The sequence below is a fragment of the Mycolicibacterium austroafricanum genome, from assembly GCF_902705885.1.
Classification (GTDB): Bacteria; Actinomycetota; Actinomycetes; order Mycobacteriales; family Mycobacteriaceae; genus Mycobacterium; species Mycobacterium vanbaalenii_A.
The window spans coordinates 42,739-58,316 of sequence record NZ_CACSIP010000037.1 but is presented as its reverse complement, the minus strand read 5'-3'; the positions used below and the strand labels follow the sequence as shown (position 1 = coordinate 58,316).

Annotated in this window: 13 protein-coding genes and 3 pseudogenes; 5 read left to right on the top strand and 11 right to left on the bottom strand. The window is 62.8% G+C overall.

The annotated features are described in order from the left end of the window. Nucleotides 1-133: 133 nt before the first annotated feature. Nucleotides 134-1,369 (top strand): IS256 family transposase, encoded by a 1,236-nt coding sequence (locus tag BEMPMBAN_RS23155; protein ID WP_159233604.1) that lies wholly within the window; start codon nt 134-136, stop codon nt 1,367-1,369. Between the two features lie 17 nt (nt 1,370-1,386). Here the strand turns inward: BEMPMBAN_RS23155 and BEMPMBAN_RS32975 are convergent, their stop codons facing one another. The 5 genes from BEMPMBAN_RS32975 to BEMPMBAN_RS23135 form a co-directional block, all read right to left on the bottom strand. Then, nucleotides 1,387-1,515 carry a hypothetical protein gene (locus BEMPMBAN_RS32975; RefSeq protein WP_272952247.1) on the bottom strand — a complete coding sequence of 43 codons (129 nt, stop codon included), beginning with the start codon at nt 1,513-1,515 and terminating at the stop codon, nt 1,387-1,389. Nucleotides 1,516-1,859: 344 nt separating this feature from the next. Then, on the bottom strand, nt 1,860-2,102 hold the full coding sequence (locus BEMPMBAN_RS23150; RefSeq protein ID WP_159233603.1) for a hypothetical protein: 243 nt from the start codon (nt 2,100-2,102) through the stop codon (nt 1,860-1,862). After that, nucleotides 2,099-2,590, bottom strand: coding sequence for a hypothetical protein (locus BEMPMBAN_RS23145; protein ID WP_200846092.1), 492 nt, complete (start codon nt 2,588-2,590; stop codon nt 2,099-2,101). The genes BEMPMBAN_RS23150 and BEMPMBAN_RS23145 overlap by 4 nt, the downstream gene beginning before the upstream one ends. A gap of 223 nt (nt 2,591-2,813) precedes the next feature. Continuing rightward, nucleotides 2,814-3,386, bottom strand: a complete 573-nt coding sequence (locus BEMPMBAN_RS23140; protein WP_159233602.1) for a VOC family protein — start codon at nt 3,384-3,386, stop codon at nt 2,814-2,816. Between the two features lie 264 nt (nt 3,387-3,650). Continuing rightward, on the bottom strand, nt 3,651-4,688 hold the full coding sequence (locus BEMPMBAN_RS23135) for an AraC family transcriptional regulator (protein WP_159233601.1): 1,038 nt from the start codon (nt 4,686-4,688) through the stop codon (nt 3,651-3,653). Nucleotides 4,689-4,908: 220 nt separating this feature from the next. Between BEMPMBAN_RS23135 and BEMPMBAN_RS23130 the strand changes: the two genes are divergently transcribed. The 4 genes and pseudogenes from BEMPMBAN_RS23130 to BEMPMBAN_RS23115 all read left to right on the top strand — a co-directional run bounded on the left by BEMPMBAN_RS23130 (nt 4,909) and on the right by BEMPMBAN_RS23115 (nt 9,762). Then, entirely contained in the window at nt 4,909-5,784 is an 876-nt protein-coding gene (locus BEMPMBAN_RS23130; protein ID WP_159233611.1) for a fumarylacetoacetate hydrolase family protein, read from the top strand. Between the two features lie 69 nt (nt 5,785-5,853). Next, nucleotides 5,854-8,189, top strand: a pseudogene (locus tag BEMPMBAN_RS23125) (transketolase-like TK C-terminal-containing protein). A gap of 36 nt (nt 8,190-8,225) precedes the next feature. After that, complete coding sequence (locus tag BEMPMBAN_RS23120) at nt 8,226-9,290, top strand: 2-oxo acid dehydrogenase subunit E2 (protein ID WP_159233600.1); 1,065 nt, start codon at nt 8,226-8,228, stop codon at nt 9,288-9,290. 76 nt (nt 9,291-9,366) lie between these two features. Continuing rightward, nucleotides 9,367-9,762 carry a DoxX family protein gene (locus BEMPMBAN_RS23115; protein WP_159233599.1) on the top strand — a complete coding sequence of 132 codons (396 nt, stop codon included), beginning with the start codon at nt 9,367-9,369 and terminating at the stop codon, nt 9,760-9,762. A 379-nt stretch (nt 9,763-10,141) separates the two neighbouring features. Here the strand turns inward: BEMPMBAN_RS23115 and BEMPMBAN_RS23110 are convergent, their stop codons facing one another. From BEMPMBAN_RS23110 to BEMPMBAN_RS23090, 6 genes and pseudogenes are all read right to left on the bottom strand, one after another. Continuing rightward, on the bottom strand, nt 10,142-10,381 hold the full coding sequence (locus tag BEMPMBAN_RS23110) for a DUF732 domain-containing protein (protein WP_234897661.1): 240 nt from the start codon (nt 10,379-10,381) through the stop codon (nt 10,142-10,144). Between the two features lie 471 nt (nt 10,382-10,852). Continuing rightward, entirely contained in the window at nt 10,853-11,560 is a 708-nt protein-coding gene (locus BEMPMBAN_RS23105; protein ID WP_159233597.1) for a TetR/AcrR family transcriptional regulator, read from the bottom strand. After that, nucleotides 11,544-11,816, bottom strand: a pseudogene (locus tag BEMPMBAN_RS33265) (ABC transporter ATP-binding protein); the annotation flags it as partial. The gene BEMPMBAN_RS23105 and the pseudogene BEMPMBAN_RS33265, both read right to left, overlap by 17 nt. Continuing rightward, a pseudogene (locus BEMPMBAN_RS33260) lies at nt 11,817-11,969 on the bottom strand (ATP-binding cassette domain-containing protein); the annotation flags it as partial. It lies immediately after the preceding pseudogene. Between the two features lie 241 nt (nt 11,970-12,210). Then, entirely contained in the window at nt 12,211-13,101 is an 891-nt protein-coding gene (locus tag BEMPMBAN_RS23095) for an alpha/beta hydrolase-fold protein (protein ID WP_159233595.1), read from the bottom strand. 505 nt (nt 13,102-13,606) lie between these two features. Further along, nucleotides 13,607-15,253 carry a PEP-utilizing enzyme gene (locus BEMPMBAN_RS23090; RefSeq protein ID WP_234897657.1) on the bottom strand — a complete coding sequence of 549 codons (1,647 nt, stop codon included), beginning with the start codon at nt 15,251-15,253 and terminating at the stop codon, nt 13,607-13,609. Nucleotides 15,254-15,578: the final 325 nt, after the last annotated feature.

Here is a 15,578-nt window from a genome sequence, read left to right as displayed (position 1 = left end):
GCGTCCAGCAGAGTGGTGTACGAGTCGGACCTGATTAGTAGCGCCGGCGTGTCGTAGCCGAATGATTGAAGGTCATCGCGTGATTCTTCGAGAGACCCGTCAAAGTCACTCGAGCAAAGAAAGAACACACGCGATGACCGCTGCCCACAATATCGACCTGCCCGCCGTGCTGGCCGAACGACTCACCACCACCCATCCCGACGTGCTGCGCGAACTGCTCGCCACGTTCATCCACACCCTGATGGGAGCTGAGGCCGACGCCCTGTGCGGAGCGGGCTACGGCGAGCGCAGCACCGAGCGCACCAACTCCCGCAACGGCTACCGTCACCGCCAGTTCGACACCCGCGCAGGGTCTTTGGATCTCGCGATTCCCAAGTTGCGGCAGGGCTCCTACTTCCCGGACTGGCTGCTGGAACGCCGCAAACGCGCCGAGCGGGCCCTGACCACGGTGGTCGCCACCTGCTACCTACTCGGAGTCTCGACGCGGCGGATGGACAAGCTCGTCGAGACGTTGGGCATCACGTCGCTGTCGAAGTCTCAAGTCAGCGTGATGGCCAAGGAGCTCGACATCGCCGTGGAGGCGTTCCGGACCCGACCGCTGGACGCCGGCCCGTACACGTTCGTGGCCGCCGACGCCCTGGTGCTCAAGGTGCGTGAGGGCGGGCGGGTGGTCAATGTGCACGCCCTGATCGCCACGGGTGTCAACGCCGAGGGCTACCGGGAGATCCTCGGCATCGACGTCACCACGGCTGAGGACGGGGCCGGCTGGTTGACGTTCTGGCGGTCGTTGACCGCCCGCGGCCTGTCCGGGGTCAAACTGGTCACCAGCGACGCCCATGCCGGACTCGTCGCCGCGATCGGCGCGACACTACCCGGCGCGGCCTGGCAGCGTTGCCGCACGCACTACACGACGAATCTGATGGCCGTCACTCCGAAGGCGTCGTGGCCGTGGGTGCGGACCCTGTTGCACTCGGTGTTCGACCAACCCGACACTGAATCGGTTGCTGCCCAATACGATCGGATCATCGATGCGCTCGCCGACAAGCTCCCCAAGACCGCCGAGCACTTGGAAGCTGCCCGGCCGGATCTGCTCGCGTTCACCGCGTTTCCCAAGCAGATCTGGCGCCAAATCTGGTCGAACAACCCCCAAGAGCGACTGAACAAGGAGATCCGGCGGCGCACCGACGTCGTCGGCATCTTCCCCGACCGGGGCGCTCTGATCCGCCTCGTCGGTGCCGTGCTGGCCGAACAGCACGACGAATGGGCCGAGTCCCGGCGCTACCTCGGACTCGACGTGCTGAGCAAATCCCGCGCCGTCAACGACACCCCGTCAGAACAGGAGGACACCCCCGCGGCACTGACCGCCTGAACCATCACCACGAAGAATCACACGACGACGTCGTACACCACGTCCATGGACTTGACCGGGCACACCGCTGTCTGGATCGACGCGGCGCACTCGCAGCGCCGCCAGAACGTGTCGTCCCACGGATCGTCGTACCAGCGAATCATCATCGGACACTGTGCCGCGTGACTGCATTCACCAGCTGTGCACTTGCGACATTCGTTCACTTGCTCGCTCCCCTCCGCCGCGCAGGTTCATACCTCGATGACACCGACAGCGAACGCAACCAAGCGCTGCCCCCAATTCGGACCCGAATGGGGGGACGTCTACCCCGTTAAACACCTTCGCCTTCGGCCCGACCGAGCACAAGCGCAGCGATGAACTGAAAGTTCAACCTCGTGCGAAGGAAAGGTAACGATCCACGGCTTGTTTCTACTATCCGTCAAGGGCGGTCTCCGCAACGGTCGTCCCCCGGCGGTCCGGACGTCGGCAGCCAAACGGCCTTCAGGACGCGTCAGCCGACGGTGACGTAGACGACACCGGCGTTGAGTCGAACCGAGAAGATATCCGCCTCGCTCAGGGGCCCGACGGGGCCCTGACAGTCGATGACCACTCGCATGCCGCGGTCCTCGAGCTGATTGATAACGTCCTCGGCGTTGGCGGGGCGGCCCGGGGCGGCCTGCGCCGGGACGGACCAGCCCACAACCGCCGCGGTCAGGGCGACTGCGGCCCGTCCGGCGATTCGGAAAGTGTTCATGGTTGGTCGCCTTTCTCGGATATCTGTTGGTGGCCATCTGGTGTTCGAACCGAGGCGGATCGGGCATATGCCTCGCGCACGGCGGGGACTAGTCGGATGGCGTCAGACGGCGCGGAACATTCCTCGACGAGTTTGAGTATGTTGCCGCTCCGCCGGTCAGTAGGCACGTCGCCTCCGCGCGCGGTGATCAGCGCGTGAAAGTGCCTGTGGTTTTCACCGAACACCATCAGATAGGTGGCGGGGGCGCCAGTGACCTCGGTGACCGCCGCGATTAGGTCGCGAGCGCGCCGTGCAAAGGTGTCGACTTCGGTATCGTCAAGGCCGACAAGGAGTTCGGCGTGCCGGCGGGTGCGCAACACGAACCAGCCGGGCACTTCCATCCCGGTAACGACCTCACCTGCCCACACGTCATCACGAAACACTGTGCGGGACTCATCAGCGTCCTCCATCGCGCACATCAGACAGGGCCGAACAACTGCGTCAGGCATCACGGAGCTCCTAGGGCAAAGCGGGGGCGACAGAGGCGGACTCTCAGGGCATGACGTGATCTGATCTCACGGCCAAGGAGGCTGCGCCGCAGACGCGCAGTCGACGACACGTGGCGGTCGGCGGCATCGATGGTGAATTCGGTCGAACATTGATGGAAGCATCGGTACCGTGGCCGCGTCGATACCAATCGGCCTCCCCGAAGCATTCAGCGGGCGGAACTATTCAGTGCGTACCGACGAGAACGGACATCGGGTCCGGAAGCCGAGCTTTCATAGACCATGCACGGTTGGTGAGTTCTTCGACGGGCATGCCGGCGCGACGGGCGGCAAGCATGACCTCGGGGTCGAAGGCAGGCCCGACTGCGTCTGCGGCGTACTCCGGCCCGAGCATGTAGTCGGTGGCCTGCTGGGGTTCGGCGAAATTGTCGATCTGCATCTCTACGAATGTGCCATCCGGGTCCCGATAGTAGAGCGAGGTCGTCACGCCGTGCGCGATGCAGACCGCGGGCACCAGGCCTTTGTCACGAAGCTGTTCGTACCGCGACAGGAGATCGTCCAAGTGATCGAAGGTGTAGGCGACGTGATGCACGCCTGCAGTGGTGGGTGTCTTACGCTCAGGTGCGTTGGGCGGCCTCAGCAGGGCGACGCGATGATGCTCGTCGTCGAAGGTGATGAAGCACAACGCCTGGTCCTGGTAGACGACATGGCCGTCGAGAACTGAGCAGTACCAATCCCGCATCTGCGCGGGCTGCGCTGTTTCAAATACGACATGTGCGAATTTCGGTGCGGCAGACATAGTGGTTCACTTCCTGGACTGGTGCGCTGGGCACCGGTGAATCTGGTGAGCATCGATGACGCTGTCCGCAACGCAATCGAATCACCAACGAGGTGCAGCCCGTGATTCGACCTCGGTCAGTGCTGTAATCCGGCTCACTCCGGGGCAAGAACGACACTAAAGGGGCGCCGCGAATCTGAATATCCGGATCACGCCGCGCTTCGTCCTGGAGGCGAACTTCCACGCCCGCAAGGCGTGCCGCAACCTCGAGCCGCGGCCCTCGGCTCAGTACCTGTGTTTCTCTCCGAGGCGAACACCGAGCGTTCGAGAAGGCGGTTCGGCGAACCTCTGCTCGTAGTAATGGGCGAACCGGCCGAGGTGATTGAAACCCCATCGGAATGCGACCGCGCTGACCGTGCAGCCGGGTTCGTGTTTGAGCAGATCGGCGCGCACTCCGTCGAGTCGCAGGTTCCGCACATACTCGGTCGGGCTCATCTCGAACCTGTCGAGGAACAGCTTCTGTAGCTGCCGCACTCCCACCCCCGCGGCGCCCGCGAGGTCGCCGACCGTGTATTGAGCACCTGGGGCTGCCTCGAGGAGGCCGAGAACTCTGCGTACCGCTGCGGGATTGTCGGAACCATCGCCACTGTCGCGGATCGCCTGAGTCATCGAATGCCGCTGATTCAGCAGCAGTCCACTGATCAGCGCCCTTTCTAGATGACCGGCCTGCGCGACCTGCGCCGAAGCCGGAATCGGCCCCGGATCGCTGATGGTATCCAGGAGCAGTTGCAGCGTGGACGCCCACCGCTTACCTGCGGTAGTGGTCAAATCAAAACCGATGTCGAAGCGCACTCGACCGTTGACGGGACGTCCGAGTATCTGGCCGAGTTCCTGTTCGACTGCTCCCCGGTCGATCTTGATGGCGAGTTGTGTGTTGTCGGCTTCCCATCGCGAGAGGAACGTGTGCTCGCCGGGAGTGTAAACGGCAGCCAGCTCAGGGGTCGCCACCACAGTCTGGGGGCCGCAGCTCGTGTGCAGTGAACCCGTGAGCGGTACGTCGATGTGATAGCCACTGACAGCGCCCGGATCGATGAGGACATCGGTACCGAACCGGACAACTCCCACCGTCATGTGAGTCAGACGCACCGCCAACATTCGAGCATCCGACAGGCGTTGGGCGCCGCTCACCATCTCGAGCCGAGCGGGATAGAAGGTTTCGTTGACACTGGCCCGATAAGCGTCGAAGTCGTCCGTGGCGCAGTAGATTCCACGCCGACCACGTGTCGTCTGATCTGACCACGCCGCTTCGGGCAGATTAACCATGGTGTCTGCACTTCCTGATGTTCGCGACTCCTAGGTCGAACAGTCGGCGCCTAGAGTCCCCCTTATGCAGTCTACTTCGCAGGGCGGACCACCCAGGGCGCGTACCGGATAGCTCTGTAGTTGTGCCGCCAATTAACTTTCGAGTCAACAGTGATCTGGTTCGAATACTAACGCCGTATTGCAGGCACGTCATGCACCGCAATGGAAAATCGAGGACTTCATGCGCATCGCCAACCTCGTCGACCGCGCCGCTCTTGTGGTCGGCGAGCCTGGAGCAGAGCGGGCAGTCGATCTGGCCATCGCGTCCGGCGGCCGGTTAGGTCCCGCACTTCCAGATATCTATCTGGCCTGGGATGACGTGGTCGCGTGGGTGGCGGACCGAGGATTGGTCAACGACAAGCTAGGTGGTGTCGAGGTGGACAGGAGTGCGCTGGGGGCTCCATCACCGGCTCCGCGGCAAGTGTTCGCTGTGGGGTTGAACTATCACCAACACGCGGCTGAGTCAGGATTTGACTCACCTACGACGCTTCCGCCGATCTTCACCAAGTACGTCTCCAGCTTCTCCGGACCCGACTCTGAAGTCGCCATTCCCGCCGGCGGCAACGTCGACTGGGAGGTGGAGTTGGTTGTCATCATGGGCCGCGAGGCCAGCCGGATCGATGCCCAAGACGCCTGGCTGTACGTGGCGGGTTTAACGGTAGGGCAGGATATTTCGGAGCGCATATCGCAGTTTCGCGGTGCAGCAGCGCAGTTCGGCCTCAGCAAGTCGTTCGCGGGCTTCTCCCCGCAGGGGCCTTGGCTAGTCACACCGGATGAGTTGGCCGATCCCGACGACTTGGAGTTGGGTTGCGCTATCAACGGCGAGGAGCAACAGAAGAGTCGCACGAGCGACCTCATCTTCTCGGTTGCCGCAGTGATAGCAGCGTTGTCGGAAACGGTAACTCTGTATCCAGGAGACGTGATATTCACCGGGACGCCCGCAGGTGTCGGCGTCAGCCACCAGCCGCCGCGCTTCTTGCAACCCGGCGATTCTCTGCACAGCTGGGTCGGCGGGATCGGTGAGCTGAATCAGACGTTCGTCGAGGATTCTGCATAGCAGTAGATCGTGATGCGCCTGCATCACCACGTCAAAGCCGAGCCCGACGCCTTCGGAGGAAGTGACCCTATGACTGTGACTATTCCGTCGATCGACCCGCAGACCGCGAGAAGCAGCATTGCTACCGCCACGCTGCGGGAAATCGAGAGCCGCGTTCTCTGGTTGTCGACCTCGATGATTCATCACGCCAACCGGATTCGGCCCAATCCCACAGGGCTCAAGGTGGGTGGCCATCAGGCGTCGTGTGCGTCGATGGTCTCCATCATGACGTCGCTGTGGTTCGAGCAGCTGCGTCCGGGCGACCGTGTGTCGGTCAAGCCGCATGCTTCACCGGTGCTTCACGGCATCAACTACTTGTTGGGCGAACTGGAGGAGTCGTACTTGACGACCTTGCGCGATTTCGGAGGGTTGCAGTCGTACCCCAGTAGGTCGAAAGATCCTGATCCGGTCGACTATTCGACGGGTTCAGTGGGCATCGGCGCTACCGCCCCGATCTGGGGCGCCATAGCCCGCCGGTATGTTGAAGCCGCGATCGGCGGCGCCGGGACAGGCAGGCAGTACTCACTTGTCGGTGATGCTGAACTGGACGAAGGCGCGGTGTGGGAAGCGGTCCTCGACACTTCTGTTGCTGAGCTCGGCGAGATCGTCTGGATTGTCGATCTCAACCGACAGTCGCTGGACCGGGTGGTGCCGAACATCGCCGCCGGTCGGTTGGAAAGCATGTTCTCGGCTGCCGGTTGGCAGGTGATCACGGTCAAGTTCGGCAACCTGCTGCAGTCCTTGTTCACTCGACCCGACGGGGTAGAACTGCGCAGCAGAATCCTCGAGATGACCAACCCGGAATACCAGCGACTGCTCCGGTGCAGCGCCGACGAAGTGCGGGTTCGGCTGCCCGGCGGCGGCGCCGGTGCCCAAGCTATCGAGAAGCTCATCGAGGAGCTCGACGACGACACTCTGACCGGGGCCATCCGCAACCTGGGTGGACACGACCTCGACGCGCTACGAGCCGCATACGCCCAAATCGATGACACCCGCCCGACGGTCATCATCGCCTATACAATAAAGGGCTGCGGCCTGCCCACCCAGGGGCACCCACAAAACCATTCGTCGCTGCTGACTCCGGCCCAGTACGAGCAATTTGCCGCCGAACTCGGTATGGATCCTGCGAACCCGTGGAAGCGGTTCGACGCCGACAGCGCGGCAGGTGAAACCTGTGATTCCACGGCACGATGGCTAGCTCGGGAAGCGGTCGAACTCAGCACGCCCCCTACGGTGCCGCTAGATATCGGACGCACGCCATCGGGCGTCTCCACAACGCAAGCTGCGTTGGGTCGGACGCTGATGGACCTCACGCGTCAAGCCCCTGAAGCAGCCAAGCGTGTTGTCACCGTCAGTCCCGATGTCAGCTCAACGACCAATCTTGCCGGCTGGCTGAACAAGGTGGGGTCTGGTCACCCAACGAGCGGCACAACTGGTTCGCAGACGATGCCGAGACCATCATGCACTGGCGGGAGAGCCCCGCGGGGCAGCACATGGAGTTGGGGATCGCCGAGACGAACCTGGTCGGGTTGATCGGGGAACTCGGCGCAACATGGAGCCGTTGGGGCGAATCCTTGTTTCCGATCGGGGTGATGTACGACCCGTTCGTCGAACGCGCCCTGGAGCCCTGGTCGTACGGAATCTATGCCGGCGGCCAATCGATCCTCGTCGGTACGCCGTCTGGGGTGACATTGGCGGCCGAGGGTGGCGCGCACCAGTCGATCAAGACACCCTCTATCGGCCTCGAGCAACCCGGCTGCGTCAGTTACGAACCAGCGTTCGCCATAGACGTGGAATGGACTCTGCTCTCGTCCATCGGGCGCCTCGGCCGCCCCGACGGCAATTCGTCCTATCTGCGCTTGTCGACCCGCCCCGTGGACCAAACCCTGGCCGCGATACCCACCGATCCCGCGGCCCGGGAGCGCCGGCGCCGCCAGGTGATCGCGGGGGCGTACACCCTGCGCCACAGCGACACCCCGGTCGTCGCGCTGGTCGGCATGGGGGCGATGATCACCGAAACCATCGCTGCCGGTGACCGTCTCGCCGAGCAGGGCATCGCCGCCGACATCGTGTGCGTCACCAGTCCGGGCCTGCTGTTCGAGGCCTCTCAGGCCCGTCGCGCGCTCTCGAAGCGTACATCGTGGATTCTCGATCAAGTGTTTCCCGCCAATCGGGCAGCCCCGATGGTCACCGTCCTCGACGGCCACCCGCACACGTTGGCGTTCTTGACTGGCATAAACAACGTTCCAGGTGCCGCGCTGGGCATCAGCGAATTCGGCCAAGCCGGATCCCTGCACGACGTCTACCGGTACCACGGTGTTGACACCGACAGCATCGTGCGCGCTGCCCTGGATCTGGTCAGCTGACGTGAGCCGAAACCACCCACGAAGAAGACAACACTGATGTCCCCGATCACTACCCAGGCGGGCACCACGGTGGCGTTACCCGCTCTCGGGGAGGACGTCACAGAAGCCACAGTCATTCGATGGTTGAAGACAGTGGGCGAGAGCGTCGAGGCGGAAGAGCCACTGCTCGAAGTAGCCACCGAGAAGGTCGACACCGAGATCCCCTCTCCGATCGCCGGCATCCTGCTCGCGATCCTGGTCGCGGAGAATTCCCCGATCGAGGTGGGAGGAGCGGTCGCCATCATCGGTGGCAACGCTGCCGAAGAAGCCGATGACACCGAAGTCGTAGTCGAGGGACCCGCGGGGAAAGTCGCCACCGAATTCGCGCCGGTCTCGGTCGCGGGTGCCGATCGCGTGGAGAAGCTGCCGAGGATCCGCCGGACCATAGCCCGGAGGATGGTCGAGTCACTGCACACCGCAGCACAATTGACGACAGTGGTCGAGGTTGATGTCACAGCGATCGCATGCCTGCGGTCCCGGGAGAAGGACGCGTTTCAACAACGAACCGGAATCAAGCTGTCGTTCCTGCCGTTCTTCGTAGCGGCGGCGGTCAAAGCGCTCGAAGCGCATCCTGTGATCAACTCGTCGCTCAACCCGGAGTGCACCGAGGTGACCTACCACGGCGCCGTGCATCTGGGCATAGCAGTCGACAGTGACAAGGGCCTGATGGTCCCCGTGATTCGAGATGCAGCATCGTTGAGTATCACCCAGCTCGCGCAGCAGATCGGCGACTGCGCCGACCGTGTACGCACCGGAAGCATACGCGTCGATGACCTCGGCGGAGGCACCTTCACGGTCACCAACACCGGCAGCCGAGGGGCACTGTTCGATACCCCGATCCTCAATCAGCCACAGTCCGCAATCCTCGGGATCGGAACCGTCATCGAGCGTCTTGCGCCAAAACGCGGTGAAGCCGGCGATCTGCAGATCGACGTCTGCTCGATGGCGTACCTCTCCTTGTCTTACGATCACCGCATCGTGGACGGCGCCGACGCGGCACGCTACCTCGGAACCGTGCGGCAGCGGCTTGCGACCGGATACGACACGGCCGCACTACGGTGAGTTGTTTTTCCCTGTCTGACAGCGTGCTTCACACCATCGAGAACCGTCGAAATAGAGAGATAGTGAAGGAACAGCCATGAAACATGCATTATGGGCAGCTCGACTTCTCACCGGTTCCACCTACGCAATTCTCGGCTGGGATGCGCTGCGTACGCCTGGCGGGCGTACGCAGATGGCCGCTCCCCTACTGGATGCGCTCCGAAGAATCCTTCCGCTACCCGAGGACGAACTGATGGTGCGTGCCAACGCCGCGGTGCAGACCGTCGGTGGGGTCACGCTGGCCGCCGGAGTCTATCCCAGACTCTCTGCATTGATGTTGGCGGCGTCCCTGATGCCTACTACCGCTGCAGGGCACGCCTTTTGGTCGATCAACGATCCGGCGGCGCGCAAATTGCAGCGCGTGCAGTTTCACAAGAACACGGCCATGCTAGGCGGCCTTCTCTTTGCGGCACTCGAATCACCCGTGAAGTGAAACCGCGGCTGAGGGTGAGCCCAATGCCGAGTTGCCGACACGAGCGCTGTCAAGGACAGCGAGCAAGGAAGTAAACGCGTGATCCATCGAGACGAAAAACACACCACCACTAGGCCGCCATACCGTGGATCTTGGATTGTTGCAACGGTTTCCGAGTCGGATCCTCCAGCCACCAACCGGATTGATCCCTTCTCTCCTGAGTCCGAGCGCGAGGTGTCCGCGAGAGTGTTAGGTGACCGCATTCATGGCCTGTGACTGACTGCTTCTGCCGCCAGGCGGACCCAGCTTCCGCCCGTCAATAGGGTGTTCAACGCTAGCGCCGACATTTCCAACACTACATGGCCGACCAGTCCCCCACTGGTGAGATGCCACCGAATGCTTAACCGGTTCGGTGATAGCCAGCGGCTGAGTTCCGCAACTGCCAAATCTGATCAGGGCAGAGGATTCCGACCGCGTTGGAGACTACGTAGTTTGCCGCCTGCTCATCGTTGGGAAAGACGTCACGTTTGGTACCGGTAACCACATCCGCATACGACACTCCTCGGCTGACCTGATTGCAGATCCCCCAGCCATATCCGAGCGCGTCATTGTTCGGGAAGTCGAAGGACCGTCGGACCATCACGTTGTAAACGTATTCGACTTCGGGCGCCGGCACCGCGAACGCCGGAGGAGAACATGTCAGGCCTGCGAAGGCCGCCGCGAAAGCCGCTACCAAGAGTCCGATTCGCCGATCCGTCCGCTGCATCTGATCAGACTGTCAGATGAACCGACAGCACAACAGTCCAACAGCGTTGTACATTGTGGAGTAGGCTCCCCCGGACTCGTCGAAGAGTCGATGCGGTGAGAAGTTCTATCTGACTAGGATCTACAGACTGTCGCGGGACATTCAGCTAGACCCAGGTGGCGCCTGACGACTCAGCACTGGAGGTCGATGTGCTCGCATCTGAAGCACTCCGCTAAGGCATGCGACATGCCCTATCGCCGCGGAGCACCCGTCCGAATTACAGACGTTTGCACCGGCGCTCCCAGCCCTAACCAGGCTCTCCGACGTTGCACCGACGGTCCGAGCCTTTGACACTCGGATTGAGCGCTATGGCGGCGTTTTCGACCCAACGGCTATCTCAGCGTCTGTCCAAGACGTCGTCGTGAACTCCGCTCGCACTCCAGCAATGATCCACTGCACGGTACGAAAGAGGTCGGCGGTCGAAGTGGCAGTCTCGCCGCCACCGAAGGTGTCGTCATGGCTGACGGACCGTGTCGAGCGAAGCGCGTCGCTGACGGTGACGTTGACGAGACAACGGCAGGCTGCGGTCGCGGCACCTTCTGGAAGCCCCTCACGTGTCGCGAGTCTCGCGAGATCCTTACTCTGCCTACTGAGCATCTGGACGTCGTGATCGGTGAGCAGCTCGGTCAGATGCGGGTGTGCGCGAAGCGCTCGATGGAGTTCGGTGCACCATTTCCACGCAGTCGTCTCCCAGGTGTCGAGTTCTCGGACCCTGATGTTCATGCGCGAAACATGGATACGAGCCACACCGCGAAGTAGGACGTGTTGAGAACCGACTCGCTTGTAGAGCGTTCGTGTGGAGATCTTCAGTTCGTCCGCTAGTCGTCGCACCGTGAGCGCGGGCAAGCCTTCAACATCGATGATCTCGCGCGCACGGTCGCAGATGCCGGTGAACGTAATCGACGGCTGGGGCCCGCGATGACTGCGCTGGGAATCGCATGCAGGCAGGTGTTTCGCTACGAATCGCTCGAGCTCAATCTCGGTTTCGCTCAATTCATCAGCCTGTCCGCTCATTCGAGGGTCCTCTGCCGACCAGGATGCGGCCGGTGGGGGCGTCGTCGTCGACGGCGCGGTGGTGGACGGCGGGCTCGCCCCCGAATTCGTGGGCGGCGTACTTNTGGGTGCCTTCGNGGNCGTCGCGGATGGCTTCCTGCGCGGCGGGCGGCAGCGTGTGCATGATCTCGCGGACCCGGGCCTGACGGCGACCGACCGCCTGGCGCTCCGGCATGCCCGGTGTCGCCTGGATCTGCGGCCGTACACCCTCGATCTCACGCTCGGGGCGCAGCAGGCCGATCAGCGACTTGAGGAACACCGACTTACCGGTACCGGACGGGCCGAGCAGAACGCTGACCTCACCCGCGGGGAGGTCAAACGTCACGTCGTCCCAGATTCGCTGGGGACCGAAGGACTTTTCTAGACGCATCCGAGCCCGCACGGGTCCGTTGGAGGCGCGAATTCTGCGTTGGGCGCGGCGGGTAGCTGAGTCGTCAAGTCGACGTCCCCGTCGAGTTCGGGGGCGATCGGCATGAAACGACAAAGAACAGTCACCGCCAGGGCGCAGGGATCCTCCGAAACGTCGGCGCTGGCCGGGACGGCCACGAAAACGGCTGCGCCCCAAATCGCTAACGACGTTGCAGCACCCACCACGGTACCTCGTCTCACGATCACCCCTTTCTTGCGAGCGCCGTCGTCATGTCCTCGGCCATCGCTGCGAGCTGCGGTCCCCACGTCCCCCAGTCGTGTTCACCGGCGGTTGGAATGTCGAAATGACCGTTGTGTCCCTGCGCCGTCCGGTAGCCGGTGTAGAACGTCTTGTTGCTGCCCTGCGCCTGATCGCAGTGGCCGATCATCGCGGCGGGATCACTACACGTCGTCGTTGAGGGACTGAAGATCCACAGCCGGGTATCGTTGTCGATCAGCAGCTGAATGTGCGAGTAGGGGTCGTGCCACTTCCACCGGCCCAGCTGCGGGGCTCCCCACATGTCCTGGGTGTTGATCCCGCCGAACTGAGCCATACCCGCAGCGATCGCGCCGTTCATCGCCGTTGCGGACGGGGTCAGGAAACCCGACAGGGATCCGGCGTACGTGTACCTCTCCGGGTGAAAGGCCGCCAACGTCAACGCCGCAGTGCCGCCTTGAGATGCGCCGACGACTCCGTGGCCTCCTGGAGCCAGCCCCCTGTTCGCCGCCAACCAGTTTGGTAGCTCATCGGAGAGAAACGTCTCCCACTGCTTCGATCCGTCCAGTTCCCAGTTGGTGTACATGCTCCATCCGCCACCCGCTGGTGCAGCCACCGAGAACCCCTTGCCCGCAAGTGTATTAAACGCTCCCGCTCCGACCCAGTTGCTGACGTCCGGCCCGGCGTTGAACGCGTCCAACAGGACTACCATGTGTGGACCGCCAGCCTGAAACGCGACGGGAATGTCGCGCCCCATCGCGAACGACGGGACCATCAGCATCTCGGCGGCTGCGGCCTTGACCTCCGCGGCCGACCACAGACTTACGGCGATGACAACGGCGAACAAAGTCCGCTGCAGAGCAACTAGCTTTCTCATGGAACGACTTTCAGCGCCGATATGATGTGCGACCGCGGCTTCACCGGCGGATATTCGGGAGGCGGGCATACGGCGCGTAACACCCACGAAAACCATGGAATAAATACTCGATCTCGCCACTGGCGACGTAATCGGGGTTGGGATCCATCCCGCCGGCTCCTTCCTCGAAAAGCAGATCATGTGGCACGTGTTCTGCAACAAGTTCGACCGCGGCTCCCACGAGTGGAGTCACCTCGTATCAGGTCGCGACGGCTTCTCTCCTGGGGCGATCATTCAAAGCAACGGCGACGTCGCGCTGACGTCGGATCATGACGCGCGGTTCGATCTGGACGATGCGCGTTGGCCTGTCGCGAGGTGTGGCAACTGTGTCTCCTTGGGCGGCGGATACGACATACGCTACTCCACGATAGTTGGATGTTAGACTATTTGGCAATCACCAATCGCTTCGAGGGGAGCGATACGTCGCCCAGCGCAACGCGCAACGTCAACAAGCCGCGGCAGGACGTCAGTGAACGGTGACCGTGCCCGCCGCGCCGTCGACGGTGACCACGGTCCCGTCGACGATCCGCTTCGTTGCGTTCTTCACTCCTAGCACGCAGGGGATACCGAGCTCCCGACTCACGATCGCCGCGTGACTCATCGCCGAGCCGACGTTCACCACCACCGCTTCCGCAGAGGTGAAGATCGGCGTCCAGCCTGGATCGGTCAACGGTGCGACCAGGACCTCGCCCGGCTCCAAGTCACCCGCGTCCTCGGGATCGTTGATGACGCGGGCCACGCCCGTGGCCACACCCGAGCACGCCGGCAGGCCGGTGAGGACGTCACCGGCAACGGCAACATCGATGACGGGGTCCTTGCGGCGCACCCAGGTGGTGATCGGAGGCACGTTCCCCGTTTCGATGATGAAGGGCGGCTCCACCTCGGAGAGCTCGTCAAACCACGCCCACCGCTCGGCAACGAGATCCGCGAACCCACCCGGATCGGCGATCAGTCCGTCGAGTTCGCCCTCGCGGAACATCACGATGTCGTCGGGGCGGCGAAAGTGACCGAGCGCCGCATAACGACGGCCCAATTCGACCATGGGAAGCCGAGCCTCGTGAAGCACGCGAACCGTATTCGTCTTGCTCTGCTCACGTGCGGTTGAATACAGGACCACGGATCGCACCGCCGCTTCGAGTGCGCGCAGCTGGTCCGGTTCATCCACCAGCTGGGTGCGCACATGCGCCATCGCCTGGTCGCGCTCGGCACGGAGCCGTCGGCCCTGAGCCGCCGGGTTCTTCTCCTCCGGCTGCAGCCGCATCCGGTCGATCATTCCCAGCGGGATTGCCGGGAAGGATTCCCAAGTCTTGGCATTGGCTTCCCATTCCTGAGTGGATCGGGACCCGAACCGGTACAGCAGGTCGTCGAATCCTGTCATGAAAGCCCGTGCCTCAGGAGCGCCCGAATCGCGCAGCCGCATCTCGAGTTCAACTGGCCCGAAATCGAATTCGGCAGTTAGCGTGATCGACTCGCGGATCATTCGGCTCAAGGTCCACATGGCTTCATTGGGCGCCGCCGAAGCGATGCTGCCAAGCCCGCTTGTGAGGGTGACCGCCAACGTGGGGTCCCCCAACGGTATCAACGCCTGGTCGAGAGCGCCGGCCACGACAGAACCTTCGTAAATCATGCGCAGATGCGTGCGCAGGAACGTCGGGGCATACGTCTGACGCATGATGGTGCGCTGCCGCGCGAGTAGTTCGTCATCGCGTAGCGTGCCGAGGTCGGGACGCTCGGCCCGCAACTTTTCGGCGAGTTGGCGGTGCTCTTCGAGGTCTGGTCGGCTCGTCTCCGCCATCACGCGGTCGATGGTGGCCAGTATCCTCTTGGCGAACTCGGGACGGTCGTCGTCGGGATGCGGAACATACGAGGGCGCTTTGACGTCACCCAAATAGGTTCGGTCCATGAGGTCGGGAGTGGCGCCGGGCATCCGCGCGCCGAAGGTCCGCGCGTGCGACAGGTTGAGATAGACGTAGCCATGCACCAAGCCTTGAATATCGATGGCGTCCGGCCGGAATTCGCCGACGTCGAAGGCCCCGAACTCCGCCAGTGCGCGTTGCCACTGCGCTTCGATGGCGGCACCGCCGATCATCGTCCAGAACAATGGCGTAGCCACGGTTCCGGACACCTCTGCAGCGTTGGCCCGTGTGTATACCGGCCAGCGGATGCTCAATTCGTTGTCAACGACCCACGGTTTGGTGACGTCCACGGCGACCCACGTCCCTCCTGGAAGCGATGACTCAATGTACAAGGACGGCGTCCCGAGCTGAGTTCACCGCGAGAGGGGCGCCCTGTCGCACTTGTTACCCGCTTGTGCGGACGTTCGATCGCTGCGATAGTAGTCGAGTACTAAATACTCTACTGCACGACTATCGAGACGGCGGACTCGACGGTGACCGGTGTCCGACATTCAGGAAGCAAATCACTCTGTCGGGTGACCG

Coding starts and splice junctions, on each gene's coding strand:
- BEMPMBAN_RS23155 (WP_159233604.1), top strand. CDS start 134: ATGACCGCTGCCCACAATATCGACCTGCCCGCCGTGCTGGCCGAACGA.
- BEMPMBAN_RS32975 (WP_272952247.1), bottom strand. CDS start 1,515: ATGATGATTCGCTGGTACGACGATCCGTGGGACGACACGTTCTGGCGG.
- BEMPMBAN_RS23150 (WP_159233603.1), bottom strand. CDS start 2,102: ATGAACACTTTCCGAATCGCCGGACGGGCCGCAGTCGCCCTGACCGCG.
- BEMPMBAN_RS23145 (WP_200846092.1), bottom strand. CDS start 2,590: ATGCCTGACGCAGTTGTTCGGCCCTGTCTGATGTGCGCGATGGAGGAC.
- BEMPMBAN_RS23140 (WP_159233602.1), bottom strand. CDS start 3,386: ATGTCTGCCGCACCGAAATTCGCACATGTCGTATTTGAAACAGCGCAG.
- BEMPMBAN_RS23135 (WP_159233601.1), bottom strand. CDS start 4,688: ATGGTTAATCTGCCCGAAGCGGCGTGGTCAGATCAGACGACACGTGGT.
- BEMPMBAN_RS23130 (WP_159233611.1), top strand. CDS start 4,909: ATGCGCATCGCCAACCTCGTCGACCGCGCCGCTCTTGTGGTCGGCGAG.
- BEMPMBAN_RS23120 (WP_159233600.1), top strand. CDS start 8,226: ATGTCCCCGATCACTACCCAGGCGGGCACCACGGTGGCGTTACCCGCT.
- BEMPMBAN_RS23115 (WP_159233599.1), top strand. CDS start 9,367: ATGAAACATGCATTATGGGCAGCTCGACTTCTCACCGGTTCCACCTAC.
- BEMPMBAN_RS23110 (WP_234897661.1), bottom strand. CDS start 10,381: ATGGTCCGACGGTCCTTCGACTTCCCGAACAATGACGCGCTCGGATAT.
- BEMPMBAN_RS23105 (WP_159233597.1), bottom strand. CDS start 11,560: ATGAGCGGACAGGCTGATGAATTGAGCGAAACCGAGATTGAGCTCGAG.
- BEMPMBAN_RS23095 (WP_159233595.1), bottom strand. CDS start 13,101: ATGAGAAAGCTAGTTGCTCTGCAGCGGACTTTGTTCGCCGTTGTCATC.